This is a genomic window from Pseudomonas sp. Ps21-P2 (genome assembly GCF_039672565.1).
GTDB lineage: Bacteria > Pseudomonadota > Gammaproteobacteria > Pseudomonadales > Pseudomonadaceae > Aquipseudomonas.
The window spans coordinates 564,888-591,750 of record NZ_JBDFPL010000002.1; the positions used below are offsets into that span (position 1 = coordinate 564,888).

The following is a 26,863-nucleotide window of genomic DNA, read 5'->3' on the forward strand; positions in this document are numbered from 1 at the left end:
ATCTTCGCAATGGCTATTCCAGATGATCGTGCTGCACCTGCTTCCGTGATCGAGCGGCGTTCGATCGATTACATCCCTGATGCCGAACGACACGGTCGTCTGTTCAGTCAGTTCACGCTGTGGCTGGGCGCCAACCTGCAGATCACCGCGATCGTCACCGGGGCCCTGGCCGTGGTACTGGGCGGCGATGTGTTCTGGTCGCTGATCGGGCTGTTCATCGGTCAGCTCATCGGCGGTGGCGTCATGGCGCTCCACGCGGCACAAGGACCGAAGCTCGGCCTGCCGCAGATGATTTCCAGCCGGGTGCAATTCGGCGTCTACGGCGCGGTGATCCCGCTGGTGCTGGTGTGCCTGATGTACATCGGCTTTTCCGCCAGCGGCTCGTTGCTTGCCGGTCAAGCGGTGGCGCAACTGATCAACGTGCCGGACTGGCAGGGCGTGGTGATCTTCGCCGCCGCCATCGTGGTACTGACCATTCTGGGCTACCGGGTCATCCACATGATCGGCCGCGTCGCCAGCCTCATCGGCGTGATCGCCTTCGTTTACCTGTTCGCCGCGCTGCTGGCGGGCAACGACGTCGGCGCGCTGCTGGGCAACAAGCACTTCTCGCTGAGCAGTTTCCTGCTGGCGATTTCCCTGTCGGCGTCCTGGCAGATCGCTTTCGGCCCTTACGTCGCGGACTACTCGCGCTACCTGCCGCGCAACACTCCGGCCGGCAAAACATTTTGGGCGGTGGGCCTGGGTTCGGTGATCGGCGCACAGGCGTCCATGGTCTTCGGCGTGTTCGCGGCGGCGCTGGCCGGCAAGAACTTCGCCCATCACGAGGTCTCGTTCATCGTCGGCCTTGGCGGGACAGGCGCGGTGGCGGCAGCGCTGTATTTCAGCATCGCGTTCGGCAAGGTGACCATCACCACGCTCAACGCCTACGGCAGCTTCATGTCCATCGCCACCATCGTCAGCGGCTTTCGCGGCAACCGGTACATCTCCAGCGCGCTGCGGCTGACGTACATCTTCGCCATGGTCGGCATCGCGACGGCCCTGGCGCTGCTGGGCAAGGACTCGTTTCTCAAGGACTTCTCGGCGTTCATCCTGTTTCTGCTGGCGTTCTTCACGCCGTGGAGCGCGATCAATCTGGTGGATTTCTACTGCATCACCAAAGAGCGCTACGACATTCCCGCGCTGTCGGACCCGAACGGTCGCTATGGCCGCTGGAACGGGATGGGCATCGGGATTTACGTGGTGGGCGTGCTGATTCAGATGCCGTTCATTTCCACGCATTTTTACACCGGGCCGCTGGTGGCGAGCCTCGATGACACCGACATCTCGTGGATCATCGGCCTCATCGTGCCGGCTGTGCTGTACTACGTGGCGGCGAAGAGGTGGCCGGGCAACGTGGCCGATCGCCTGATCCTGCCAACGGATTCGGGGGCGCCTCAGGCAAGTTGCACCGTTGCCCCTGCGCACGTCGCGGTGAACTGACCGTTCGTCATGCACGTCTGTTGCAGGGGGCATGCTGGAGAGAGAAGCGGGACGAGGCCGACAAGTGTCTCTCCCCTTGGCTGGAAGCCGTCTGTTTTCGTTACTGCCGTCATCCACTACAAGACCGGAGCGTCACTCAATGAACACGAAAAAGGCCCTGCTATCCACGTTGCTCACCGCGGGCGTGCTCGCCAGTGGCGCCAGTCAGGCTGCGGGATGGTGCGAGTCCGGCAAGCCGGTGAAATTCGCCGGCCTGAACTGGGAAAGCGCAATGCTGCTGACCGACGTACTGCAAGTTGTGCTGAACAAGGGCTACGGCTGCGAAACGGACAGCCTGCCGGGCAACTCCATCACCATGGAGAACGCCCTGAGCACCAACGACATTCAAGTGTTTGCCGAAGAGTGGGTCGGCCGCAGCGAAGTCTGGAACAAGGCTGAAGCCGCCGGCAAAGTGGTCGGCGTCGGTTCGCCGGTGAAAGGCGCGGTGGAAGGCTGGTACGTGCCACGTTACGTGATCGAAGGCGACGCCAAGCGCAAGCTGGAAGCCAAGGCACCTGACCTGAAATCCATCGCCGACCTGGGCAGATACTCAGCGCTGTTCAAGGACGCCGAAGAGCCGGAGAAAGGCCGTTTCTATAACTGCCCGGCGGGTTGGACCTGCGAGCTGGAAAACAGCGAAATGCTGAAAAGCTATGGCCTGGAAAGCAAATACACCAACTTCCGCCCGGGCACCGGCCCGGCGCTGGATGCGGCGATTCTGTCCAGCTACAAACGTGGCGAGCCGATCCTGGCTTACTACTGGTCGCCGACCCCGCTGATGGGCCAGGTGGACATGGTGCGCCTGGAAGAGAAAGACGGCGTGAACAAGACCATCGAGATCAAGGTCGGCCTGTCCAAGGCGTTCCACGAACAGGCGCCTGAACTCGTGTCAGTGATGGAGAAGGTCAACATCCCGATCGACCTGCTCAACCAGAATCTGGCGCGCATGACCAAGGAACGCATCGAGTCGCCGAAGCTGGCGAAGATCTTCCTCAAGGAACACCCGGAAGTGTGGCATCAGTGGGTGAGCGAGGATGCGGCGAAGAAGGTGGATGCTTCGTTGTAAGAGCTTGATCCGGGTGCCGCGCGATCCGGCGGCATCCGAACCGGGCAGCACCTGAGCACGGATCCGCACGCAGTATTTGAATGAGATAACGATATGTTCCCCGAAAGCTTCACGTTCTCCATCGCCGACTGGGTCAATGACTGGGTCGACAAGCTGGTCACCAACTACGGCGACGTGTTCCGGCACATCTCCGACACGCTGCTGTGGGCCATCGTCAAGCTCGAAGGCCTGCTGCGCATTGCGCCGTGGTGGCTGCTGCTGGCCATCGTCGGCCTGATCGCCTGGCACGCGACCCGCAAGATCACCACCACGGTGGTTATCGTCGGCCTGCTGTTTCTGGTCGGTGCCGTGGGCCTGTGGGACAAGCTGATGCAGACCCTGGCGCTGATGCTGGTCGCCACGGTGATCTCGGTGATCATCGGCATACCGCTCGGCATTCTGTCGGCGCGGAGCAATCGCCTGCGCTCGATACTAATGCCCTTGCTGGACATCATGCAGACCATGCCCAGCTTCGTGTACCTGATTCCGGTGCTGATGCTGTTCGGTCTGGGCAAAGTCCCGGCGATCTTCGCCACCGTCATCTACGCCGCGCCGCCGCTGATTCGCCTGACCGATCTGGGCATTCGTCAGGTCGATGGCGAGGTCATGGAAGCGATCAACGCGTTCGGCGCCAACCGCTGGCAGCAACTGTTTGGCGTGCAGTTGCCGCTGGCCCTGCCGAGCATCATGGCCGGGATCAACCAGACCACGATGATGGCGCTGTCGATGGTGGTGATCGCCTCGATGATCGGTGCCCGCGGTCTGGGCGAAGACGTGCTGGTCGGCATCCAGACCCTGAACGTAGGGCGCGGCCTGGAAGCGGGTCTGGCCATCGTCATTCTGGCGGTCGTGATCGACCGCATCACGCAGGCCTACGGCCGTCCACGGCATGAGGCGAACAAATGAGCGTCGAGACTATTAATCCAGCGAGCTCGGGCAATCCACTGAGCGCGGGCGTTCCAGAGAACACGGGCGGCAAAATCGTCGTCAAGAACGTGTACAAAATCTTCGGCAACCGCGCGAAAGATGCGTTGGCCATGGTGCAGAACAACCAGAGCAAGGATCAGGTCCTGGCGCAGACCGGCTGCGTGGTCGGGGTGAACGACCTGTCGTTGTCCATTTCCAGCGGCGAGATTTTCGTGATCATGGGCCTGTCGGGCTCCGGCAAATCGACCCTGGTCCGCCACTTCAACCGCCTGATCGATCCCACCAGCGGCGAGATCCTGGTCGATGGCGAGAACATCCTGACCTACGACATGGAAGCGCTGCGCAACTTCCGTCGGCACAAGATCAGCATGGTGTTTCAGAGCTTTGGCCTGCTGCCGCACAAGACCGTGATCGACAACGTCGCCTACGGGCTGACCATCCGTGGCGAAAGCAAGACCCAATGCGCCGAGCGCGCACAGCACTGGATCACCACGGTGGGCCTGAAGGGCTACGAGAAAAAGTACCCGCATCAGCTTTCCGGCGGCATGCGTCAGCGCGTCGGCCTGGCACGGGCGCTGGCGGCGGACACCGACATCATCCTGATGGACGAAGCGTTCAGCGCACTCGATCCGCTGATTCGCGCCGAGATGCAGGACCAGTTGCTGGAGCTGCAGTCGAGCCTGAAGAAAACCATCGTGTTCATCACCCACGACCTCGACGAAGCCGTGCGCATCGGTAACCGCATCGCCATTCTCAAAGACGGTCGGCTGATTCAGGTCGGCACGCCGAAGGAAATCCTCTACTCGCCCGCCGACGATTACGTTGATCGTTTCGTGCAGCGGCGCGTGGCGACTCTCTAAGGACGCTGTGGTCATGTCGCGAGCAGAACAGATCATCATCGGCGAAGGCCCGCTCAGCTGGCGGGACGTTACCGCGGTTGCCCGTCATGGCGCGACGCTGTCGCTGTCCGAAGCCGCCTGGGCGCGGATCGACAATGCCCAGGCGATCGTGCAGCGCATCGTTGCCAGCGGCGAACGCGCCTATGGCGTGAACACCGGCCTCGGCGCGCTGTGCAACGTGTCACTGGCCGACGAGCAGCTTGGCCGACTGTCGCGCAACACCCTGCTCAGCCATGCCTGCGGCGTCGGCCCGGCGTTACCGGACGAGCAGACCCGCGCGATCACCTGTGCTGCGATCATCAACTACAGCCAGGGCAAATCCGGGATTCATCGTCAGGTGGTCGAGGCCCTGCTCGCCCTGCTCAATCGACGCATCACCCCGCAAGTGCCGTCCCAGGGTTCGGTGGGTTACCTCACGCACATGGCGCACATCGGCGTCGCACTGCTCGGCGTGGGTCAGGTCAGTTACCGCGGCCAAGTGATGTCGGCGTTGCAGGCGCTTAGCGAAGAAGGCTTGTCGCCGGTGGAGCTGGGAGCGAAGGACGGTCTGTGTCTGGTCAACGGCACGCCGTGCATGACCGGCCTCAGCTGCCTGGCCGTCGCCGACGTGAATCGCCTGATGCAGTGGGCCGACGTGATCGCCGCCATGACCTTCGAGGGCCTGCGCGGCCAGCTCGACGCCTTCGACGAAACCATTATTTCGCTCAAGCCACACCCCGGCATGCAGCAAGTCGGCAAAAACCTGCGTGGCCTGCTCGCCGGCAGTGAAGTGCTCGCCAACAGTCAGGGCATCCGCACCCAGGACGCCTTGAGCATCCGCTCGATCCCGCAGGTCCACGGCGCCACCCGCGACCAACTGGCCCACGCCACACGGCAGATCGAAATCGAGCTCAACTCGGCCACCGACAACCCGCTGCTGCTCGGCACGCCTGAAGCGTATCGCGTTGTTTCCCAGGCCAACCCCCACGGCCAATCCGTGGCGATGGCCGCTGATCTGCTGGCGATTGCCATGGCCGAACTGGGCTCGATTGCCGAGCGGCGCCTGGACCGGCTGATCAACCCCACGGTCAGCGGGCTGCCGGCGTTTCTGGTCAGCCAGCCGGGGGTCAACTCCGGGATGATGATCACCCAATACGTCGCCGCCTCGCTGTGCGCGGAAAACCGCCAGCTGGCACAACCGGCGGTCATCGACAACTACGTGACGTCCGGTCTGCAGGAGGATCATCTGAGCATGGGCACCAGCGCCGCGTTGAAGCTGCACAAGGTGCTGGAGAACGTGACGCAGATCCTCGCGATCGAGTATTTGCTGGCCGCCCAGGCGTTCGAGTTCTTCAAGGGCCCGCGCTTTGGCGTCGGCACCGAGGCGGCGTGGCGTCTGTTGCGCGAGCGAGTGCCGGCCTACGACGAAGACCGCTGGCTGGCGCCGGACATCGCCAGCAGCGTGACCCTGCTCAAGAACGAAGAGTCATTGGAAACCGTATTCCAGCGTTGCCGCGATTACGCGGTGGGCGCTCACCACAACACCGACAACAACGGTCGCAGCGCAAGCGCCCCTCGCGCAGGACAGGCAGGCGCCGGTTCAGCGCAGACGACCGATACCCAATCAGGAGTAGCAGCATCGTGACCGACACCCAACAGGCGACCCCGCTGAATCTGATCCCCGGCCAATTGAGCCTCGCCCAGCTGCGCGCGATTTATCAGCGGCCCGTCACGCTGACCCTCGACGCCAGCGCCAATCGGCAGATCGAAGACAGCGTGGCCTGCGTCGAGCAGATCCTCGCCGAAAATCGCACCGCCTACGGCATCAACACCGGTTTCGGCCTGCTGGCGTCAACGCGCATCGCCAGCGCCGACCTGGAAAACCTGCAGCGTTCGCTGGTGCTGTCCCACGCCGCTGGCGTTGGCCAGCCGATCAGCGATGAGCTGGTGCGCCTGATCATGGTGCTCAAGGTCAACAGCCTGAGCCGGGGTTTCTCCGGGATTCGCCGTCAGGTCATCGACGCGCTGATCGCCCTGATCAACGCCGAGGTTTACCCGCACATCCCGCTCAAGGGTTCAGTCGGCGCATCCGGCGACCTCGCGCCATTGGCGCATATGTCGCTGGTGCTGCTGGGCGAAGGCAAGGCGCGCTACAAGGGCGAATGGCTGAATGCCGTGGAAGCGCTGGCCATCGCCGGGCTCACGCCATTGACGCTGGCGGCCAAAGAAGGCCTGGCGCTGCTCAACGGCACGCAGGTGTCTACGGCCTATGCCTTGCGCGGCCTGTTCGAAGCCGAAGACCTGTTCGCCGGCGCCCTCAGCTGCGGCGCGCTGACCGTTGAAGCCGTGCTTGGCTCCCGCGCACCCTTCGACGCACGTATTCATGCGGCACGGGGTCAGCGCGGCCAGATCGACTCGGCTGCGGCCTATCGCGATCTGCTTGGCGACGGCAGCCAGGTCTCCGACTCCCACCGCGACTGCGACAAGGTTCAGGACCCCTACTCTCTGCGCTGCCAGCCACAGGTCATGGGCGCCTGCCTGACCCAACTGCGTCAGGCCGCCGAAGTGCTGGCGATCGAATCCAACGCGGTGTCGGACAACCCGCTGGTGTTCGCGGCAGAAGGTGAAGTGATTTCCGGCGGTAACTTCCACGCCGAACCGGTTGCCATGGCCGCCGACAACATCGCTTTGGCCATCGCTGAAATCGGCTCGCTGAGCGAACGCCGCATCTCGCTGATGATGGACAAGCACATGTCGCAGCTGCCGCCGTTCCTGGTGGCCAACGGCGGCGTCAACTCCGGCTTCATGATTGCCCAGGTCACGGCCGCAGCGCTGGCCAGTGAAAACAAGGCGCTGTCCCACCCCCACAGCGTCGACAGCCTGCCGACCTCCGCCAACCAGGAAGACCATGTGTCGATGGCGCCCGCCGCTGGCAAGCGCTTGTGGGAAATGGCGGAGAACACTCGCGGCGTGCTGGCTGTAGAATGGCTGGCTGCGTGTCAGGGTCTGGACTTGCGCAACGGTCTGAAGACCTCCGAGAAACTGGAAATCGCCCGCACCACGCTGCGCGGCAAAGTCCCGTTCTACGAGAAAGACCGCTTCTTCGCCCCTGATATCGAGGCCGCCATCGAGCTGCTGGCTTCCAACTGCCTGAGCGACCTGGTTTCTGCTGACCTGCTGCCGAGCTTCTGATCGGGACAGGCCAGGGATGGCCTGTCGTTGAAATGAGTGGGGGGTTACCCCCTGTAGGAGTGAGCTTGCTCGCGATGCAATGGGTCAGAAACGCATTTGCCGTCTGACACACCGCAATCGCGAGCAAGCTCACTCCTACAAAAGCCTCTCGTTTCGCAGCAAAAAGTAAGACTAGGAACGTGTGAAATGACATCGCAAAACGCTACAGATCTGAAACGCGGGCTCAGCGCGCGTCACATTCGCTTCATGGCGCTGGGCTCGGCCATCGGCACCGGGTTGTTCTACGGTTCCGCGTCGGCCATCAAACTGGCCGGTCCCGCCGTTCTGCTGGTGTACATCATCGCCGGCGCTGCGGTTTACATGGTCATGCGCGCTCTCGGCGAGATGGCCGTGCGCAACCCGGTGTCCGGCTCGTTCGGCGAGTACGCCACCACGTATCTGGGCCCGCTCGCAGGTTTTGTCCTCGGCTGGACCTACGCCTTCGAAATGGTCATCGTCTGCCTGGCCGATGTCACTGCGTTCGGCATCTACATGGGCTTCTGGTTTCCCGAGGTGCCGCGCTGGATCTGGGTGCTCGGCATTGTCTTTCTGATCGGCGCGCTGAACCTGTGCAGCGTCAAAGTCTTCGGTGAAACGGAGTTCTGGCTGTCGCTGCTGAAGGTCGGCGCAATCATCGCGATGATCCTCGCCGGCTTCGGCATCATGCTGTTCGGCCTCGGCTCGGTCTCAGGCGGCGGCGTCAGCAGCGTGAGCAGCGTGAGCAATCTATGGGCCTACGGCGGCTTCATGCCCAACGGCATCGGTGGCCTCGTGGCCTCACTGGCCGTGGTGATGTTCGCGTTCGGCGGCATCGAAATCATCGGCATCACCGCCGGCGAAGCGCGCAACCCGGAGCGCGTGATTCCTCGCGCGATCAACGCGGTGCCGTTGCGGATTCTGCTGTTTTACGTGCTCACGCTGTTCGTCCTGATGTCCCTGTATCCGTGGCAGCAGATCGGCAGCCAGGGCAGCCCGTTCGTCCAGATCTTCGATCACCTGGGGATTTCCTCTGCGGCGACCGTCCTCAACATCGTAGTCATCACTGCCGCCGTTTCGGCGATCAACAGCGACATCTTCGGCGCCGGACGCATGATGTACGGCTTGGCGATACAAGGTCAGGCGCCCAAGGGTTTTGCTCAGTTGTCCGCCCAGGGCGTGCCGTGGATGACCGTGCTGGTGATGGGCGTCGCGCTGCTCTGCGGCGTTGTGCTGAATTACCTGATCCCTGAAAACGTGTTCCTGCTGATCGCCTCGATCGCGACCTTCGCGACGGTCTGGGTGTGGCTGATGATTCTGGTCACGCAGATCGCCATGCGCCGGTCGATGAGCGCAGAAGAAGTGGCCCAGCTGAAATTCCCGGTGCCGTTCTGGCCCGTCGCGCCGATTGTTGCCACGTTGTTCATGGTGTTCGTGTTTGGTGTGCTGGGTTATTTCCCGGACAGCCAGGCCGCGCTGGTGGTGGGGGCGGTGTGGATCGGGTTGCTGGTGGTTGCGTACTGGATTTGGGTGAAGCCGAAGCAGAACCTGATAAAGGCCACATCAAACAGCTGATAAATGGACTGTCATGAACGGTCCGTGTGGGAGCGAGCTTGCTCGCGAAGACTGAATTTCAGGCGCCGAATATTCGGCGGAGACACTTCGCGAGCAAGCTCACTCCTACACTTAGTACTTGCAACAGGCTGTAAAACCGAAACCTTGGAGAGATCGATGAAAACGCTCTGGCACCACTGTCACGCAGCAACCATGGCGAACGGCACGTACTCGATCATCGAGGACGCCGCCATCGTGACCGATGCAGCGCGGATCGTCTGGATCGGTCCTCTCCGAGACCTGCCTGACCAGGGCGACGTCAAGCGCGTCGACCTGAACGGCGCATGGGTGACGCCCGGCCTGATCGATTGCCACACGCACACGGTGTTCGGCGGTAACCGCAGCGGCGAGTTCGAGCAGCGTCTGCAGGGCGTCAGCTACGCGGAAATCGCGGCAGCGGGCGGCGGCATTGCCAGCACCGTGCGCGCCACCCGCGCCGCCAGTGAAGAAGAGCTTTACGCCAGCGCTGAACGTCGTCTGCTGCACTTGCTAAGGGACGGCGTGACCACGATCGAGATGAAATCCGGCTACGGCCTGGACCTCGCCAGCGAACGCAAAATCCTGCGGGTGATTCGCCAGCTGGGTGAAAACCTGCCGGTCACCGTGCGCAGCACCTGCCTGGCCGCCCATGCCCTGCCGCCGGAATACAAAGACCGCGCCGACGACTACATCGCTCACATCTGCAGCGAAATGCTGCCGGCGCTGGCGGCGGAAAATCTGGTGGATGCCGTCGATGCGTTCTGCGAATACCTGGCGTTCTCGCCGGCCCAGGTCGAACAGGTGTTCATCACCGCCGGCCAGCTGGGCCTGCCGGTCAAGCTGCACGCCGAGCAGTTGTCTTCGCTGCATGGCTCGAGTCTGGCGGCGCGTTATCAAGCGCTGTCGGCTGACCATCTGGAGTTCATGACCGAAGAAGACGCCATTGCGATGGCGGCCTCAGGCACGGTCGCGGTACTGCTGCCGGGGGCGTTCTACTTCCTGCGCGAAACTCAATTGCCGCCGATGGATGCCCTGCGCAAACACGGGGTGAAGATCGCCATTTCCACCGATCTCAATCCGGGCACGTCGCCGGGTCTGTCGCTGCGGCTGATGCTGAACATGGCCTGCACGCTGTTCCGCATGACGCCGGAAGAAGCCTTGGCCGGCGCAACTGTCCACGCAGCACAGGCGCTGGGCATGGCTGAGACCCATGGCTCACTGGAAGTTGGCAAAACGGCGGATTTCGTCGCTTGGCACATCGAACGGCCCGCCGACCTCGCCTACTGGCTGGGCGGCGATCTGGACAAACGCGTCGTGCGTCATGGCGTGGAACGCACTCTCTAATCAGGGGAATACTGTGGACAAGGTTCTGAGTTTCACTCGCGGTCGCGTACCGCTGTTGATCAGCATGCCGCACCCGGGACTGCACCTGACGCCCGCCGTGCGGGACGGTCTGGTGGATGAGGCCGTGAGCCTGCCGGACACCGACTGGCACATTCCGCGCCTGTATGACTTCGCGTCAGACCTCGGCGCCAGCGTGCTTTCGGCGGAATATTCGCGCTTCGTCATCGACCTCAATCGTCCGTCCGACGACACGCCGCTGTACGCCGGCGCGACCACCGGGCTGTTCCCGTCGACGCTGTTCGAGGGCGATCCGCTGTTCAAAGAGGGTCAGGCGCCGAGCAAGGAAGAACGCGCGACTTATCTGGAGAAGATCTGGACGCCCTATCACGAGACGCTACGCGGCGAGCTTGAACGTCTGCGCGCCGAGTTCGGTTATGCGCTGCTGTTCGACGCGCATTCCATTCGTGGGCACATTCCACATCTGTTTGACGGTCGGCTGCCGGACTTCAACCTCGGCACCTTCAATGGCGCCAGCTGTGATGAAGCGCTGGCCCAGCGTCTGGATACTGCGTGCGCTGCCGCGAAGAACTACAGCCATGTGCTCAACGGGCGCTTCAAGGGCGGCCACATCACCCGCCACTATGGCGACCAGGCCAACCACATCCACGCCGTGCAACTGGAACTGGCGCAAAGCACGTACATGGACGAGTTCGTGCCCTTCCACTACCGCCCTGACCTGGCTGAGCCGACGCAGGTGGTCTTGAAAGGGCTGCTGGAAGAAATGATTGCGTGGGGGCGTGAAAAGTACGGGAAGTAGACCCGGCTTGATGATTCTCATGGTGGGACCGGCTTCAGCCGGGAAGAGGCCAGTTTGAGCGCCACCAGTTTTGCGGCATTGCACCTGACGCCTTCCCGGCTAAAGCCAGTCCCACTGGATACGCACGCGGCGTTTGTGGGACCGGCTTCAGCCGGGAAGAGGCCTGCGTGGGCACCATCAGTCTCCTGATGGTGAGCGTTACTTCTTCAACAATCGCAACCCGTTGGCCACCACCAGCAGACTGACGCCCATGTCGGCAAACACTGCCATCCACATGGTCGCCATCCCGGCGAAGGTCACCGCCAGAAAGATCAGCTTGATCACCAGCGCCAGCGCGATGTTCTGTTTGAGCACCGCCGCCGTGTCCCGCGACAGACGAATAAACGTCGGGATCTTGCGCAGGTCGTCGTCCATCAGCGCCACGTCGGCGGTTTCGATGGCGGTGTCCGTGCCCGCTGCCGCCATGGCAAAACCGATCTCCGCCCGGGCCAGCGCCGGCGCATCGTTGATGCCGTCGCCGACCATGCCCACTCGGTGATTCTGCGCGTACAGGGCTTCGATGGCTTGCAGCTTGTCGGTCGGCATCAGATTGCCCTGGGCCTGATCGATGCCCACCTGAGCGGCGATGGCCTTGGCCGTGTGCGGGTTGTCACCCGTCAGCATCATCGTCTTCACGCCCAGCGCATGCAGTTGCTCGATGGCCTCACGGCTGCTGTCCTTCACCGTGTCGGCGACCGCGAACAACGCCAGCGGGCCGGAAGCGTCGAACAGTAGCACCACGGTTTTGCCCTGGCTTTCCAGCGCTTCAAGTTGCGCTTCCAGTTCCGGCGAGCAATACCCGGCGTCATGCACCAAGCGGTGGTTGCCCAGATGGTACAAACGCCCTTGCACTTCGCCCTTCACGCCAAGCCCGGCAAGGGCTTCGAACGCCTCAACCGGCAAGCGGGTGCCGTCCTGCGCCGCCTTGGCGATGGCTTGAGACACGGGGTGATCCGAGCGACCGGCCAGGCTTGCCGAGATCGCCAGCGCCTGCTCACCCAGTGACTCGTTGAGCAATACGTAATCGGTCTGCACCGGTTTGCCGTGGGTGATGGTGCCGGTCTTGTCGAGGGCCAGGTAATCGAGCTTGTGGCCCATTTCCAGGTACACGCCGCCCTTGACCAAAATGCCTTTGCGCGCCGCCGCCGCCAGACCGCTGACGATCGTCACCGGCGTCGAAATTACCAGCGCACACGGGCACGCGACCACCAGCAGCACGAGCGCGCGGTAGATCCAGTCAAACCACACCGCGCCCATGAACAGCGGCGGGATGATCGCAATCCCCAGCGCAAGCGCGAACACGGCGGGCGTGTAGATCTTTGAAAAGCTGTCAACGAAACGCTGAGTCGGCGCGCGCGCACCCTGGGCCGCCTCGACGGCATGGATGATCCGCGCCAGCGTCGAGTTGTTGGCAGCGGCGGTCACTTTGTATTCAAGCGAACCGGCCTGATTGATCGTGCCGGCAAAGACCTTGTCGCCTACGGTCTTCTCGACCGGCAGGCTTTCGCCCGTGATCGGGGCCTGATCAATGCTCGACTGGCCGGCAACCACTTCACCGTCCAGCCCGATGCGCTCACCCGGCTTGACCCGCACGACGCTGCCCAGCGCAATATCTTTGACCTCAAGCTCTAGCCACTCGCCGTTCTGCTGCACGGTCGCGGTTTCCGGCGTCAGCTGCATCAGGCCGCCAATGGCATTGCGGGCACGGTCCAGAGACTTGGCTTCGATCAGCTCGGCGACGGTGAACAGAAACATCACCATCGCCGCTTCTGGCCATTGCCCGATCAGCACCGCACCGGTGACGGCGATGCTCATCAGCGCATTGATGTTCAGGTTGAAGTTTTTCAGGGCGATCCAGCCCTTTTTGTACGTGGTCAGGCCGCCGCTGAAAATGGCGATCAGCGCAACGATGGCGACCACCCAGGTGGGCGCGGCATTGGTGAAGTGGATGACTTCAGCAGACAACGCCGCGACACCCGACAGCGCCAGCGGCCACCACGGTTTGTTGGCAGGTGGCAGCGAGGCTGTTTCCTTGTCGGCGCCCTCTTCGATCAGGTCCGCCTGCATGCCCAGCGAGCCAATGGCGTCGCGAATGGGATCGGTGGACGGCAGCTCATGCCACACGCCCAGCACGCGATTGATCAGGTTGAATTCAAGCTTCTGAATGCCCTTCATCTTGCCGAGCTTGTTCTGGATCAGCGTCTGCTCGGTGGGGCAGTCCATGGCTTCGATGCGGAAGCTGCTCAGTTTTCCATCGGCATTTGACGCGCCATCGATGGTCACGACGGCGGGTGCGCTGTCGTGTGAGCAGCAGGCGTGGGCGGCATGGTCGTGCACGGGCGTGAGTTTGGTTTGCCCGTGCTCATGACCGGCGTGATCGTGCCCAGCGTGATCATGGGCGGAATGGTCATGCCCTGCGTGATCGTGCTCGGCATGGTTGTGCGAGTCGTGGGCAGGTTTGTGCGATGAAGATGTGGGTACAGAGTCACTCATGGATTGAGTCTCTAAATGTGCGTGTTGCCAAGTGAACACCCTGTAGCCACTATAGGGTCAAGCGTCCTTATCGAGATCTTGCACATGAACCCTTCATTTAAAATCGGCGAACTGGCAAAACTCACGGATTGCCCGGTGGAAACCATCCGCTATTACGAGCGCGAGGGCCTGCTCAGCGAACCCGCGCGCAGCGACGGCAACTATCGGCTGTACACCCAGGAGCACGTCGAGCGCCTGACCTTCATCCGCAACTGCCGCAGCCTGGACATGACGCTGGACGAGATCCGCAGCCTGCTGGCGTTGCGCGACAGTCCGCGGGACCAGTGCGAGAACGTCAACGCGCTGATCGACGAACACATCCAGCACGTGAACGCCCGCGTCGCGAGCCTGCAAGCGCTGCAGGAGCAACTGGTCGACCTGCGCCAACGCTGCAGCGAAGGGGCGCCGGATCACTGCGGGATTCTTGATCGACTGGAAATCAGCGGGAGTGTCGTGGCAGCGGACGTCGAACACTCCCACGTAGGCCGCAGCCACGGGCATTGAGAGGTTAGTAGGACCGGCTTCAGCCGGGAAGAGGCCAGTCTGCGCATCATCACTTTTGCGGTGAGGCATCCGACGCCTTCCCGGCTGAAGCCGGTCCTACAAGTCGGCGTTTCAGCCAGTCCCATTGAATGCACGCGAATGCTTTAGTGGGACCGGCTTTAGCCGGGAAGAGGCCAGTCTGCGCACCATCACTTTTGCGGTGAGGCATCCGACGCCTTCCCGGCTAAAGCCGGTCCCACAGGGATCAAGCGTTGTGAATACGCTCAACCGCAGCCGCGACACCAATCCCGTACTCGGGATCAGCCATCGAGCAATGCTCGATGTGCAGCTGAATGATCGGTGCCGACACGCCGCGCAGCGAGCGGGCGGTGTTGTCGAACAACGACTGTTTCTCCCGTACGTTCATCAGACGGAACAGGTTGCCTGGCTGCGAGTAGTAGTCGCCATCCACGCGATGGTTCCAGTGAGCGGCCGCGCCTTCGATCGACAACGGCGGCTCTCTGAAATCCGGCTGCTCCTGAAACGCACCCTTGGTGTTCGGCTCGTAAGAGGTCATGCCGCCCCGGTTGCCGTCGACGCGCATCAGGCCGTCGCGGTGGTAGCTGTTCACGTGCAGCGCCGCCCGTGGCGAGTTCACCGGGATCTGATGGTGGTTGACGCTCAAGCGGTAGCGCTGGGCATCGCCGTAGGAGAACAGCCGACCCTGCAGCATTTTGTCCGGCGAGAAGCTGATGCCCGGCACCACGTTGGAAGGCGCGAATGCCGCCTGCTCGACGTCAGCGAAGTTGTTCTCCGGGTTACGGTTCAGCTCGACCACGCCCACTTCGATCAGCGGGTAATCGCCCTTCGGCCAGACCTTGGTCAGGTCGAACGGGTTGATAGGGTACGAGCCTGCCTCCTTCTCCGGCATGATCTGCACGAACAGCTTCCAGCGCGGGAAGTTGCCCTGCTCGATGTTTTCGTACAGATCGCGGTGATGGGAATCACGGTCACGGCCGACCAGTTCCTGCGCTTCGGCGTCGGTCAGATTGGCGATGCCTTGTTGCGAGACGAAGTGGAATTTGACCCAGAACCGCTCGTGCTGTGCGTTGAGGAAACTGTAGGTGTGGCTGCCGAAACCGTGCATCTCGCGGTAGCTGCGGGGAATGCCGCGCTCGCTCATCACGACAGTCACCTGGTGCAGCGCTTCCGGCAGTTGAGTCCAGAAATCCCAGTTGTTCTCGGCACTGCGCATGCCGGTGCGTGGGTCGCGTTTGACAGCGTGGTTCAGGTCAGGAAACTTCATCGGATCGCGCAGGAAGAACACCGGCGTGTTGTTGCCGACCATGTCCCAGTTGCCTTCCTCGGTGTAGAACTTGAACGCGAAACCGCGAATGTCGCGCTCGGCATCGGCTGCACCACGCTCACCGGCAACGGTGGAGAAACGGGCGAACATTTCAGTGGACTTGCCGATCTCGGAGAAGATTTTCGCGCGGGTGTAGCGAGTGATGTCGTGGGTGACGGTGAAGGTGCCAAACGCGCCGGAACCCTTGGCGTGCATGCGACGCTCGGGGATGACTTCACGATCGAAATGGGCGAGCTTCTCGAGGAACCAGACATCCTGCAGCAGCGCGGGGCCATGGGGGCCGGCGGTCTGGATATTCTGGTTATCGACTACAGGGGCGCCGAAAGCGGTCGTCAGTTTGTTGCTCATGCGTGTTTCTCCACCAAGGATACTGGCGGGCGACCTCTGTTAAGGCCGCCCTGTGTCTGTCCGATGGGGAGAACGATAGGGAAATCGACGCGTTTAAGCTCATTGTCACTGCGCACTGGGCGGATAGGGGATTTCAATCGATTGCCGATTGATCAATAGCCTCCGCTCATGAGCGCAGCAGGATTACACCGCTACCGGCGCCTTGATGCTCGGATCCGCGTCATAACCCACGATCTCGAAGTCTTCGAAGCGATAGTCGTAGATGCTCTCCGGGCGGCGCTTGATGTTCAGCCGCGGCAGCTGTCGAGGCGTGCGGGTCAGCTGCGTCGCGATCTGCTCTTCGTGGTTGGAGTAAGCGTGGGTGTCGCCCAGGCTGACGATGATCTCGTGGGGGACCAGGTCGCATTGCTGAGCCAGCATGTGGGTCAGCAGCGCCAGCGCGGCGATGTTGTAGGGCAGTCCGAGGAAGACATCGGAGCTGCGAATGTAGAGCTGCATCGACAGCTTGCCGTCGGCCACGAAGGCCTGGTACAGCAAATGGCACACCGCAAGCGCCTGGCGCCCGGCCTTGACGTTCTCCTGCGGCGACAGCTTCTCGTCCGGCAGGTATTCGGTATTCCAGCCATGGAACAGGATGCGGCGGCTGTTCGGGTTGTTCTTCAGGCAGTCGACCATGTAGTCGATCTGGTTGATCTTGCCGCCATCCTTGGTCGGCCAGCCAGTCCACTGCGCGCCGTATACCGGGCCTAGGTCGCCGTCTTCAGTGGCCCACTCGTCCCAGATGGTCACGCCGTTCTCGTTGAGCCATTTGGTGTTGGTGTTGCCGCTGAGCATCCAGATCAGCTCGTTGGCGATGCTCTTAAAGTGCAGCTTTTTGGTGGTCAGCAGCGGGAAGCCATCGGCCAGGTTGTGGCGAATCTGCCGACCGAACACGGCAGTGGTGCCGGTCCCGGTGCGGTCGCCCTTGCGGGTTCCGTTGTTGATGACGTCCTGCAGCAGTTCAAGGTATTGCTTCATGACCAGAGGCCCTCTGTTTCGGTGAATCCGCCGAACCCTTCGGGCCCGGCGTTCAGCAAATGTACCCGGCGCGTCAAGCCGCAGCGCTGTTGGCAGCGGGCGCGCGATGGTAGGCAAGCCAGATCAGCACCAGGCCGCCGATGATCATTGGCAGGCTGAGGATCTGCCCCATGGTGACCCAGCCCCAGGCCAGATAACCCAGCTGGGCGTCCGGCACGCGGACGAACTCCACCACGAAGCGGAAGATGCCGTAGAACAGCGCGAACATGCCGGAAACGGCCATGGTCGGACGCGGCTTGCGGGAGTAGAAATAAAGAATGACGAACAGGGCCACGCCTTCCAGCGCGAACTGGTAGAGCTGTGACGGGTGGCGCGGCAGTTGCGCAGGGTCGGTGGGGAACACCATGGCCCAGGGCAGATCAGTCGGTTTGCCCCACAGTTCGGCGTTGATGAAGTTGCCAATGCGCCCGGCACCCAGACCAATCGGCACCATAGGGGCGATGAAGTCCATGAGCTGGAAGAATGACTTGCCGTTGCGCTTGCCGAACCAGTACGTCGCGATCATCACGCCGATGAAGCCACCGTGGAACGCCATGCCGCCCTTCCACACCTCAAAAATCAGCAGCGGGTTGGCGATGTAGTTGGGCAGGTCGTAGAACAGCACGTAGCCGAGACGGCCACCGACGATGACGCCCATGGCGACCCAGAAAATCATGTCCGAGAGCTTTTCTTTGGTCCACGTCGGGTCAAAGCGATTCAAACGACGAGATGCCAGGTACCAGGCACTGCCAATACCGACCAGGTACATCAGGCCGTACCAGTGAATTTGCAGCGGACCGATGGCCACGGCTACCGGGTCAATCTGCGGGTAAGGCAGCATTGCGACTCCTTGAAATAGAAGCGCTCATTGAGCGACGAAGCAGAACTATGCGGCGGCGGTAGCAGGTAGTGCCACCCAATAATGATGAAATCTGGTGCAAGAGCGACCGCGATGAAATCTCGCACGCCGACGATGTCGCCACGCATGGCGCGGACATCTCTCAAAAACAGTGCGGCATGTTACCGGACCGCGCCGATCCGCTCTAGCAGCGTGCGATGGATGTCGGCGTGCGGGGTGGGTAAAGTGGCGCAAAAAGGAGTCATCCATGTGCCTTATCGTCTTCGCCTGGCGGCCATCTCACGCTCAGCCGCTGATTCTGGCGGCCAATCGTGACGAGTTCTACGCCCGCCCTACTCTGCCGCTGGCGCAGTGGGAAGACGCGCCGCAGGTCTACGCCGGGCGCGATCTTGAAGCGGGCGGGACATGGCTGGGGATCAATGCTGACGGACGTTTTGCCGCTCTGACCAATATCCGCGAACCGGGCAAACCGCCTGGCCACCGTTCGCGGGGCGAACTGGTTGCTCGTTTTTTGACCAGCGATGTCTCCATGGATGAGTACTTGAGTGAGACCGCGACGCGGTCGTCTGAGTACGGTGGGTTCAACCTGCTGGTGGGTGATCGTCAGCAGTTGCATTTTCTCAACGCGAACGATCCGATACCCCGCCGTCTGGAAGCGGGCGTTTACGGGGTGTCCAACGCAGGGATCGATACGCCGTGGCCGAAACTGGTGAAAGCCAAAGCGGCGCTGTCTGAACATTTGGAGAATCCAGACCCTGAAGCGCTTTTTGGCTTTCTCACCGATCACGCGCCTGCGCCAGAGGCTGAACTGCCGAGCACCGGCGTCGGGCTTGCGACGGAAAAGTTATTGTCGAGCGTGTTCATTGCCAGCCCCAATTACGGCACGCGGGCGAGCACGGTGTTACTGGTCAATGCAGACGGCAGCCGGCGCCTGATCGAGCGCAGCTTCGGGCCGTATGGCGGGAGATTGGGTGAGGTGGATCTGGAGATTTGACTCCACCTCTTCCCGGCTAAAGCCGGTCCCACTAAAAGCAGCGCAGCGCCAGCCGTCAATGCCCCTTCACAGACCCCGGATTGATCATCCGCGACAGGCCCAGATTCCTCAGCGCCAGCTGCAACGAGCTGCTGATCACTTGCGGGTTGTCGTTCTTCATCAACTGGGCCAACAGGTCCTTGGCCATGCTCAGGTTGATCTGACGCAGCATCCACTTCACTTTCGGCAGGTTGGTGGCGTTCATCGACAGGCTGTCGAAGCCCATCGCCATCAGCAGCACCGCCGCCGCAGGATCACCCGCCATTTCGCCGCAGATGCTCACCGGCTTGCCTTCGGCATGGGCATCGCGCACCACGCTCTGCAAGGCCTGGAGCACAGCCGGGTGCAGATAGTCGTACAAATCCGCCACCCGCGGGTTGTTACGGTCGACCGCCAGCAGATACTGGGTCAGGTCGTTGGAACCGACAGACAGGAAATCCACCTGACGCGCCAGCTCTCGGGTCTGATAGACCGCCGCCGGGACTTCAATCATCACGCCCACCGGCGGCATCGGGACGTCGGTGCCTTCATCGCGGACTTCGCCCCACGCCCGGTGGATCAGGTGCAGAGCCTCTTCGGTTTCATGGGTGCCGGAAATCATCGGCAGCAGAATCCGCAGGTTGTTCAAGCCTTCACTGGCCTTGAGCATGGCGCGGGTCTGCACCAGGAAGATTTCAGGATGATCCAGCGTGACGCGAATGCCACGCCAGCCGAGGAACGGGTTGTCTTCCTTGATCGGGAAATACGACAGCGACTTGTCACCGCCGATGTCCAGCGTTCGCATCGTCACCGGCAACGGGTGGAACGCCGCCAGTTGCTCACGGTAGATGGCGAGCTGTTCCTTCTCGCTCGGGAACCGCTGCTGAATCATGAACGGCACTTCGGTGCGGTACAGACCGACGCCTTCCGCGCCTCGCTGTTGCGCGCGGGCCACGTCCGCCAGCAGACCGGTGTTGACCCACAGCGGCATGCGGTGGCCGTCGAGGGTCACGCAGGGCAATTCACGCAGCGCGTCGAGGCCTTGAGAAAGCTGACGCTCCTCTTCGACGACGACGGAGTACTGCTTGATCAGGATCTCGGACGGGTTGGTGAAGACCTCGCCGTGATAGCCGTCGACGATCAGCTGGATGCCGTCGACTTTCGAGTACGGCAGGTCCACCACGCCCATGACCGTGGGAATGCCCATGGCCCGGGCCAGAATCGCGACGTGGGAGTTACCCGAGCCGAGTACCGAAATCAGACCCACCAACTTGCCTTCCGGCACCTCGCCGAGCATGGCGGGCGACAGCTCTTCGCTGACCAGAATGGTGTTGTCGGGGTAGACCAGGGTTTGTTGACGCGCTTCCTGAAGGTAGGCGAGCAGGCGGCGACCGAGGTCTTTGACGTCCGATGCGCGCTCGCGCAGGTAGGCGTCATCCATCAGCTCGAAGCGTTTGACGTGCTCGTTGACCACCGAGCGCAAGGCGCCCTGGGCCCACTGGCCGGTCTTGATGACGTTGGTGACTTCACTGCCCAGCGACGCATCGTCGAGCATCATCAGGTACACATCGAACAACGCGCGCTCTTCTGGGCGCAATTGCGTCGCCAACTTCGCCGAAAGGGTGCGCATATCGTTGCGCACGCCTTCAAGCGCAGTCTGGAACAGTTTGAGTTCAGCGGTGATATCAGAGACGGTTTTGTCCGGCACGACTTCGAGGTCAGCCGGCGGCAACATGACCAGCGCAGTACCGACCGCAGCGCCCGGCGAACCCGGCACACCGACGAATCGGGCTTCCTGAATGCCTTTGCCCTGACGGCCCAGCCCGCGGATGGAGCCGGTGGCTTCCGCGTGGGCGATGACGCCTGCGAGTTGCGCGCTCATCGTCACGAGGAAGGCTTCTTCGCCCTCGTCGAACTGACGGCGCTCCTTTTGCTGGATGACCAGAACGCCCACAACCCGGCGGTGGTGGATGATCGGCGCGCCGAGGAACGACGCATAACGCTCTTCGCCGGTTTCAGCAAAGTAGCGATAGCGAGGGTGATCGGCAGCATTTTCGAGGTTCAGCGGTTCTTCACGCGTACCGACCAGACCCACGAGGCCCTCGTTCGGGGCCATGCTGACTTTGCCGATGGAGCGCTTGTTCAGGCCTTCGGTGGCCATCAGCACGAAGCGGTTCGCTTCAGGATCGAGCAAATAGACTGAGCAGACCTGGCTGCTCATGGCCTCTTTGACGCGTAACACAATAATGCCCAACGCCGCCTTGAGATCCTTGGCGGAGTTAACTTCCTGGACGATCTTGCGCAGCGTATTGAGCATGGCTCGGGGTCGAACTCCGTGTCAGTCGCGCGCCAACAGGCGCGGGGCAAGCTCTTTGAGTGCGCGGCGATATACCTCGCGCTTGAATGTCACCACCTGGCCCAACGGGTACCAATAACTGACCCAACGCCAGCCATCGAACTCCGGTTTGCCGGTCAAATCCATCCGCACCCGCTGCTCGTTGGAGATCAGGCGCAGGAGAAACCATTTTTGCTTCTGGCCGATGCACAGCGGCTGGCTGTGGGTACGGACCAATCGTTGCGGCAGACGATAGCGCAACCAACCCCGGGTGCAGGCAAGAATTTCAACATCATGCCGTTCCAGCCCGACTTCTTCATTCAATTCACGGTAAAGCGCGTCTTCCGGGGTCTCCTGAGGGTTGATCCCCCCCTGCGGAAACTGCCAGGCGTCTTGATTGATGCGCCGAGCCCATAAGACCTGGCCAGCATCATTTGTCAGAATTATCCCGACATTAGGGCGAAAACCATCGGGGTCGATCACGGCTACAACCTCGCAAACGCATGTCGCCGCATTGTTCCACAAAGATCGTGAAGGCAGCAACGAGGCTGGGACAGCTTATCGTGACAACTGCATTAATAGATGCGATCTCTCGGGCAAACCTCGTATTCTTGTGCTCTTTTTTCTGATAATTCAGCGAGTAAAGCCCATGCGCCTGGCCCTGTTCGACCTCGACAACACCCTTCTCGGCGGCGACAGCGATCACGCCTGGGGCGATTACCTGTGCGAGCGCGGCATCCTGGACGGCGCTGCCTACAAGGCACGCAACGATGCGTTCTATCAGGACTATCTGGCCGGCACCCTGAACCTGACCGACTACCTGAATTTCAGTCTGGAGATTCTGGGCCGCACCGACATGACGCAGCTCGACGAATGGCACCGGGAATTCATGCGCGACTGCATTGAGCCGCTGATCCTGCCAAAAGCCATGGCCCTCATCGCCAAGCACCGGGACGCTGGCGACAAACTGGTGGTGATCACGGCGACCAACCGTTTTGTCACCGCGCCGATCGTGGCCCGACTGGGCATCGACACCTTGCTGGCGACCGAATGCGAGATCGTCGACGGCCGCTACACCGGGCGCACCACTGACGTGCCGTGCTTCCGCGAGGGCAAAGTGACCCGCCTGAATCGCTGGATCGAAGAGAATGGCTTCAATCTCGATGACAGCTGGTTCTACAGCGATTCGATGAACGATTTGCCATTGCTGGAGCAGGTGGCTAATCCGGTCGCAGTCGATCCTGATGAAAAGCTGCGCGCCGAGGCCACCCGTCGCGGCTGGCCGGTGATTTCACTGCGCGATTGAAAGCCTTCGCGAGCAAGCTCGCTCCCACCGTTTTTTATCGGCAGGAACACCTGCGGTAGCGTAAGTTTGGATGACTGAGGTTTAGACCGGTTTGGCGCCCATGAGACCGGCAATCGCCACGAAGCAGACGACGCTGAAGATGGCCAGCGCCAGGGTGAAGCGGGAATTACCCACGATGACTGGCCGGCGCAGGCGATTGACTCGCACCGCCAGCCAGGCCCAGCTCAAGGCGCCGAAGAGATATAGCACACTCGCCGCCAGCAGCCAGGTCTGTCCCAGCGGCCAGCCGGCGTAGTGGACAAGCCACCAGCCGCTGATTGGCAGGGTCAGTAAACACACGCCCATCAGCAGCCAGGCAAATGCCCATGGTCGTTGCATGGCGCGGTTCTGCACCTTCGCATCGCCAGCCCGACGGCCGCGCACGATCCACACGATCAGCCCCAGAGCGCAGATAAACAGCAGCACCGTGCTGACGACGTGCAGGATTTTCAGTGCAGCGAAGTGTTCCATGTTGGTTCGATTTCCTGTGTGTGGCAGTTTTTAAAGCGTAGCAGCCAGTCGCATGCCGCTGCTGTTATCCCAGAAACAGCTTGTACGCAGGATTCCTGGTCTCGTCCCAATACGGATACCCAATCTCCGCCAGCGCCTGCGGCACCAGATGCCTTTCATCCTCCGGCACCACCAACCCCGCCACCACTCGGCCATCCGCCGCGCCGTGATTGCGGTAGTGGAACATCGAAATATTCCATTTCCCGCCCAGCTTGTTCAGAAAGTTGAATAGCGCACCCGGCCGCTCGGGGAATTCAAAGCGCAGCACCACCTCGTCGTTGACCCGTTCCGAATGCCCGCCGACCATGTGCCGCAGGTGCAGTTTGGCCAGTTCGTTGTCGGTCAGGTCGAGCACCGGGAAACCCTGCTCCGTCAGGCTCGCGATCAGGGCTTTGCGCGGGTCGGTGTCGGGGTGGGTCTGCACGCCGACGAAGATGTGCGCCTCTCGGTCGGTGTGGTAGCGGTAGTTGAATTCGGTGATCTGCCGCTTGCCAATCGCCTCGCAGAACGCCTTGAAGCTGCCCGGCTGCTCCGGAATGGTCACGGCAATGATTGCTTCGCGGCCTTCGCCCAGCTCAGCGCGCTCGGCCACATGGCGCAGGCGGTCGAAGTTGACGTTGGCGCCGGAGTCGATGGCGACGAAGGTCTGCCCGGTGACTTCGTACTGTTCGGTGTACTTCTTGATCCCGGCCACGCCCAGGGCGCCGGCGGGCTCGGTGATCGAGCGGGTGTCGTCGTAGATGTCCTTGATCGCCGCGCAGATTTCATCGGTGCTGACCGTGATCACTTCGTCGACGTAATCCTTGCAGATCTCGAAGGTGTACTGCCCGATCTGCGCCACCGCGACGCCATCGGCAAACAGCCCGACTTGCTGAAGCACCACGCGCTCACCGTAGGCCATGGCCTGTTGCAGGCAATTGGAGTCATCGGGCTCGACGCCAATCACCTTGATCTCCGGGCGCAGGTATTTCACGTACGCCGCGATACCGGCAATCAACCCGCCGCCACCCACCGGGACGAAGATCGCGTCCAGCGGGCCCTGATGCTGACGCAGGATTTCCATCGCCACCGTGCCTTGCCCGGCAATGGTGTCGGGATCGTCATACGGGTGGACATAGACGTAGCCATGTTCCTCAACCAGCTTCAGCGAATACGCCAACGCTTCGGGAAACGAGTCACCGTGGAGTACGACTTTTCCGCCCCGAGAGCGCACGCCTTCGACCTTGATCTCCGGGGTGGTCTTCGGCATCACGATAGTGGCCGACACGCCTAGGGTCTTTGCTGCCAGCGCCAGGCCTTGGGCGTGATTGCCCGCCGACGCCGTCACCACGCCCCGCGCCAGTTCTTCCGGACTCAACAGCGCCAGCTTGTTGTACGCGCCGCGAATCTTGAAGGAGTACACCGGCTGCAGGTCTTCGCGCTTGAGCAGCACGTTATTGCCCAGGCGCGCAGACAGCTGGCGGGCGGCGTGCAGAGGGGTTTCCACGGCAACGTCGTAGACACGGGAATTGAGGATTTTTTTGACGTAGTGCTCGAGCATCGGGGAAGAATCGCTGGCGAAGGGGCAAGACCCGGAAGTCTACCCCTCGCCCCGGCGCACGACCACATCAAGACTCAGGCTTTGACGACGGCATGTCGTTATACTGCCGGCCCTCGGACCTATCGCTATTCCCTGTAACCGGAGCCCACCTCGCATGACCCAGGATCAACTCAAACAGGCCGTTGCCCAGGCCGCCGTCGATTTCATCCTTCCGAAGCTCGCCGACAAAAGCGTCGTGGGCGTGGGCACCGGCTCTACCGCCAACTGCTTCATCGACGCACTGGCCCTGCACAAAGGCGCGTTCGACGGCGCAGTCGCAAGCTCCGACGCAACGGCCGCGCGCCTCAAGGGCCACGGCATTCCTGTGTATGAGCTGAACACGGTCAGCGATCTGGAGTTTTACGTCGACGGCGCTGATGAAAGCGACGAGCACCTGAACCTGATCAAGGGCGGCGGCGCAGCCCTGACCCGCGAGAAGATCGTGGCCGCCGTGGCCAAAACTTTCATCTGTATCGCGGATGCCAGCAAGCTGGTGCCGGTGCTGGGCGCGTTCCCCCTGCCGGTCGAAGTGATCCCGATGGCCCGCAGCCATGTAGCCCGCGAACTGGTAAAGCTGGGCGGCGACCCGGTTTACCGCGACGGCGTGCTGACGGACAACGGCAACATCATCCTCGATGTGCACAACATGAACATCACCAACCCGGCGGAAGTGGAAGCGCAGATCAATAACATCGTCGGCGTTGTCACCAACGGCCTGTTCGCCGCGCGCCCGGCGGATTTGCTGCTGCTGGGTACCCAGGAAGGCGTGAAAACCCTCAAGCGCTAATGGTTGCGGGGCAAGGCTGATCCGGTTGAAGAGGACTTCCCGACCACCGAGATAACCCTGCCGTGCTCGTCACTGTGGGAGTGAGCTTGCTCACGAAGACTGCAGTGCAGCCGCTGAAAATTCAGCGGATGTACCACCCCTTCGCGAGCAAGCTCGCTCCCACAAGTTATTCGTCGCTCGCTCGATCCTCGCCAGATCCGGCCGGATTAGCGCTTCTTGAATACATAAAACAGGTTCGGCTCGCTCACGACGTACAAGGTGCCGTCGTCCCCCATGGCGATGCCTTCGGCCTGGGGCACGCTTTTGCTCAGGCCCATGCTGCCTTTGGTCAGCGACACGTTGGCGACCGGCTTGCCCTCGGTGTCCAGCTCAAGAATCTGCCGCGACTCGTCCGACAGCGCCAGCAAGTGCCCGCTTCGCTCATCGAATTGCAGGCTGGACAGGTCGCGCACGAACAGGCCCGCATCCCGCTGCTTGCTGGACGTCACTTCCAGGATGTTTGGGGAATGGGTTCCGGCGTCAGGAAAGCCGCGCACCTCAATAATCTGCACCGGCCGCCGCTCTTTGGCGACGAACAGCCGACGGCCCTGATTATCGTAGGCCAAGCCTTCAAAACCGTTGTTGCCGCCGGCGTCGATGCCCAGGGTCAGCTGCTCGGCATCGGCCGCGTCGAGGAACGTCGTGTCGTCATCCACGTGAACCTTGATCAGCCGCTGACTGTGCTCGTCACTGATGACGTAAATCCCGGGGCTGATGTACTCGACCGCTTCGGCGTCACCGAACCCGGTCAGGGGAATTCGTCTGAGAATCCGCCCTTCCAGGCTCAACTCGACCAACTCGGGGTTTTTGTTGGTCACGGTGAAGAGGGTTTTGCGCTGCGGATCGAAGCTGAGGGCCGAGACGTTAGCCTTCAGGCCGTCGATGACCCGCGCCTCAATCTCGACGTCGTACGCGTCGAGCCCCAGCGCCTGGGCGTCGCTGGATTGCCAGAACACGTACCAGTTGAACCAGAGCCGCTCGATGACCCGGTACTCGCGCGCCACGAAGAACGACGCGGTCAGTAGCAACAGGACAAGTAACGTGAGCACAACGCTCTGGAACGGGGAAACACGACGCATGCAGGGGGCTCGACTTCAGTGGGGCGGTTTTAATAGCACCGTATTCTGAAGCCAAACTGAAAGCCATGTGACATCTCGTTTCGGCTTTTCAGAGCTCAAGCGACA

General features: G+C 61.8%; 22 protein-coding genes. 13 read left to right on the forward strand and 9 right to left on the reverse strand.

All coding sequences use genetic code 11. The features are described from left to right. The first annotated feature begins 9 nt into the window (after positions 1-9). The 9 genes from ABEH28_RS06310 to hutG all read left to right on the forward strand — a co-directional run bounded on the left by ABEH28_RS06310 (position 10) and on the right by hutG (position 11,389). A complete protein-coding gene (locus ABEH28_RS06310) occupies positions 10-1,479 on the forward strand; it encodes a cytosine permease (protein WP_346629418.1) in 1,470 nt (489 codons plus the stop codon). Positions 1,480-1,618: 139 nt separating this feature from the next. Beyond that, a complete protein-coding gene (locus ABEH28_RS06315) occupies positions 1,619-2,584 on the forward strand; it encodes an ABC transporter substrate-binding protein (protein WP_346629419.1) in 966 nt (321 codons plus the stop codon). A 93-nt stretch (positions 2,585-2,677) separates the two neighbouring features. Then, complete coding sequence (locus tag ABEH28_RS06320) at positions 2,678-3,529, forward strand: proline/glycine betaine ABC transporter permease (RefSeq protein WP_346629420.1); 852 nt, start codon at positions 2,678-2,680, stop codon at positions 3,527-3,529. Further along, a complete protein-coding gene (locus ABEH28_RS06325; protein ID WP_282369788.1) occupies positions 3,526-4,410 on the forward strand; it encodes a glycine betaine/L-proline ABC transporter ATP-binding protein in 885 nt (294 codons plus the stop codon). Before ABEH28_RS06320 ends, ABEH28_RS06325 begins: the two co-directional genes overlap by 4 nt. A 13-nt stretch (positions 4,411-4,423) precedes the next feature. Continuing rightward, on the forward strand, positions 4,424-6,073 hold the full coding sequence (hutH, locus tag ABEH28_RS06330) for a histidine ammonia-lyase (protein WP_346629421.1): 1,650 nt from the start codon (positions 4,424-4,426) through the stop codon (positions 6,071-6,073). Positions 6,074-6,096: 23 nt separating this feature from the next. Beyond that, entirely contained in the window at positions 6,097-7,620 is a 1,524-nt protein-coding gene (gene hutH / locus ABEH28_RS06335) for a histidine ammonia-lyase (protein WP_346629543.1), read from the forward strand. Between the two features lie 186 nt (positions 7,621-7,806). Beyond that, positions 7,807-9,210, forward strand: a complete 1,404-nt coding sequence (locus ABEH28_RS06340) for an amino acid permease (protein ID WP_346629422.1) — start codon at positions 7,807-7,809, stop codon at positions 9,208-9,210. A gap of 156 nt (positions 9,211-9,366) precedes the next feature. Beyond that, a complete protein-coding gene (hutI, locus tag ABEH28_RS06345) occupies positions 9,367-10,572 on the forward strand; it encodes an imidazolonepropionase (protein ID WP_346629423.1) in 1,206 nt (401 codons plus the stop codon). Positions 10,573-10,585: 13 nt separating this feature from the next. After that, a complete protein-coding gene (hutG, locus tag ABEH28_RS06350) occupies positions 10,586-11,389 on the forward strand; it encodes an N-formylglutamate deformylase (RefSeq protein ID WP_346629424.1) in 804 nt (267 codons plus the stop codon). A 198-nt stretch (positions 11,390-11,587) separates the two neighbouring features. Here hutG and ABEH28_RS06355 read toward each other — a convergent pair whose 3' ends face one another. Next, entirely contained in the window at positions 11,588-13,921 is a 2,334-nt protein-coding gene (locus ABEH28_RS06355; protein WP_282369797.1) for a heavy metal translocating P-type ATPase, read from the reverse strand. 84 nt (positions 13,922-14,005) lie between these two features. Between ABEH28_RS06355 and cadR the strand changes: the two genes are divergently transcribed. Further along, positions 14,006-14,464 carry a Cd(II)/Pb(II)-responsive transcriptional regulator gene (cadR, locus tag ABEH28_RS06360; protein ID WP_122533975.1) on the forward strand — a complete coding sequence of 153 codons (459 nt, stop codon included), beginning with the start codon at positions 14,006-14,008 and terminating at the stop codon, positions 14,462-14,464. Positions 14,465-14,708: 244 nt separating this feature from the next. On the opposite strand, the gene ABEH28_RS06365 is transcribed toward cadR, so the two are convergent. The 3 genes from ABEH28_RS06365 to lgt all read right to left on the reverse strand — a co-directional run bounded on the left by ABEH28_RS06365 (position 14,709) and on the right by lgt (position 18,054). Then, on the reverse strand, positions 14,709-16,157 hold the full coding sequence (locus tag ABEH28_RS06365) for a catalase (RefSeq protein WP_346629425.1): 1,449 nt from the start codon (positions 16,155-16,157) through the stop codon (positions 14,709-14,711). A gap of 183 nt (positions 16,158-16,340) precedes the next feature. Then, positions 16,341-17,174 (reverse strand): thymidylate synthase, encoded by an 834-nt coding sequence (locus ABEH28_RS06370; protein WP_346629426.1) that lies wholly within the window; start codon positions 17,172-17,174, stop codon positions 16,341-16,343. Between the two features lie 73 nt (positions 17,175-17,247). Beyond that, the gene (gene lgt / locus ABEH28_RS06375) at positions 17,248-18,054 is read right to left on the reverse strand and encodes a prolipoprotein diacylglyceryl transferase (RefSeq protein ID WP_346629427.1); all 807 of its coding nucleotides are present in this window, start codon (positions 18,052-18,054) and stop codon (positions 17,248-17,250) included. A 265-nt stretch (positions 18,055-18,319) separates the two neighbouring features. Here lgt and ABEH28_RS06380 point away from each other — a divergent pair, with 265 nt between their 5' ends. Continuing rightward, on the forward strand, positions 18,320-19,066 hold the full coding sequence (locus ABEH28_RS06380) for an NRDE family protein (RefSeq protein WP_346629428.1): 747 nt from the start codon (positions 18,320-18,322) through the stop codon (positions 19,064-19,066). A gap of 55 nt (positions 19,067-19,121) precedes the next feature. Here ABEH28_RS06380 and ptsP read toward each other — a convergent pair whose 3' ends face one another. Continuing rightward, entirely contained in the window at positions 19,122-21,401 is a 2,280-nt protein-coding gene (gene ptsP, locus ABEH28_RS06385) for a phosphoenolpyruvate--protein phosphotransferase (protein WP_122533979.1), read from the reverse strand. A 21-nt stretch (positions 21,402-21,422) separates the two neighbouring features. Continuing rightward, positions 21,423-21,902 (reverse strand): RNA pyrophosphohydrolase, encoded by a 480-nt coding sequence (locus ABEH28_RS06390; RefSeq protein WP_062379340.1) that lies wholly within the window; start codon positions 21,900-21,902, stop codon positions 21,423-21,425. A gap of 166 nt (positions 21,903-22,068) precedes the next feature. On the opposite strand from ABEH28_RS06390, the gene ABEH28_RS06395 reads away from it, so the two are divergent. Further along, positions 22,069-22,725 carry an HAD family hydrolase gene (locus ABEH28_RS06395; RefSeq protein WP_346629429.1) on the forward strand — a complete coding sequence of 219 codons (657 nt, stop codon included), beginning with the start codon at positions 22,069-22,071 and terminating at the stop codon, positions 22,723-22,725. 81 nt (positions 22,726-22,806) lie between these two features. On the opposite strand, the gene ABEH28_RS06400 is transcribed toward ABEH28_RS06395, so the two are convergent. After that, positions 22,807-23,235: a DUF2269 domain-containing protein gene (locus tag ABEH28_RS06400; RefSeq protein WP_346629430.1), complete on the reverse strand. Its 429-nt coding sequence runs from the start codon at positions 23,233-23,235 to the stop codon at positions 22,807-22,809. A 64-nt stretch (positions 23,236-23,299) separates the two neighbouring features. Then, positions 23,300-24,814, reverse strand: coding sequence for a threonine ammonia-lyase, biosynthetic (ilvA, locus tag ABEH28_RS06405; RefSeq protein WP_346629431.1), 1,515 nt, complete (start codon positions 24,812-24,814; stop codon positions 23,300-23,302). A 154-nt stretch (positions 24,815-24,968) separates the two neighbouring features. Here ilvA and rpiA point away from each other — a divergent pair, with 154 nt between their 5' ends. Further along, entirely contained in the window at positions 24,969-25,640 is a 672-nt protein-coding gene (gene rpiA, locus ABEH28_RS06410; protein WP_346629432.1) for a ribose-5-phosphate isomerase RpiA, read from the forward strand. Between the two features lie 206 nt (positions 25,641-25,846). On the opposite strand, the gene ABEH28_RS06415 is transcribed toward rpiA, so the two are convergent. Next, a complete protein-coding gene (locus tag ABEH28_RS06415; RefSeq protein WP_192171261.1) occupies positions 25,847-26,758 on the reverse strand; it encodes an SdiA-regulated domain-containing protein in 912 nt (303 codons plus the stop codon). Positions 26,759-26,863: the final 105 nt, after the last annotated feature.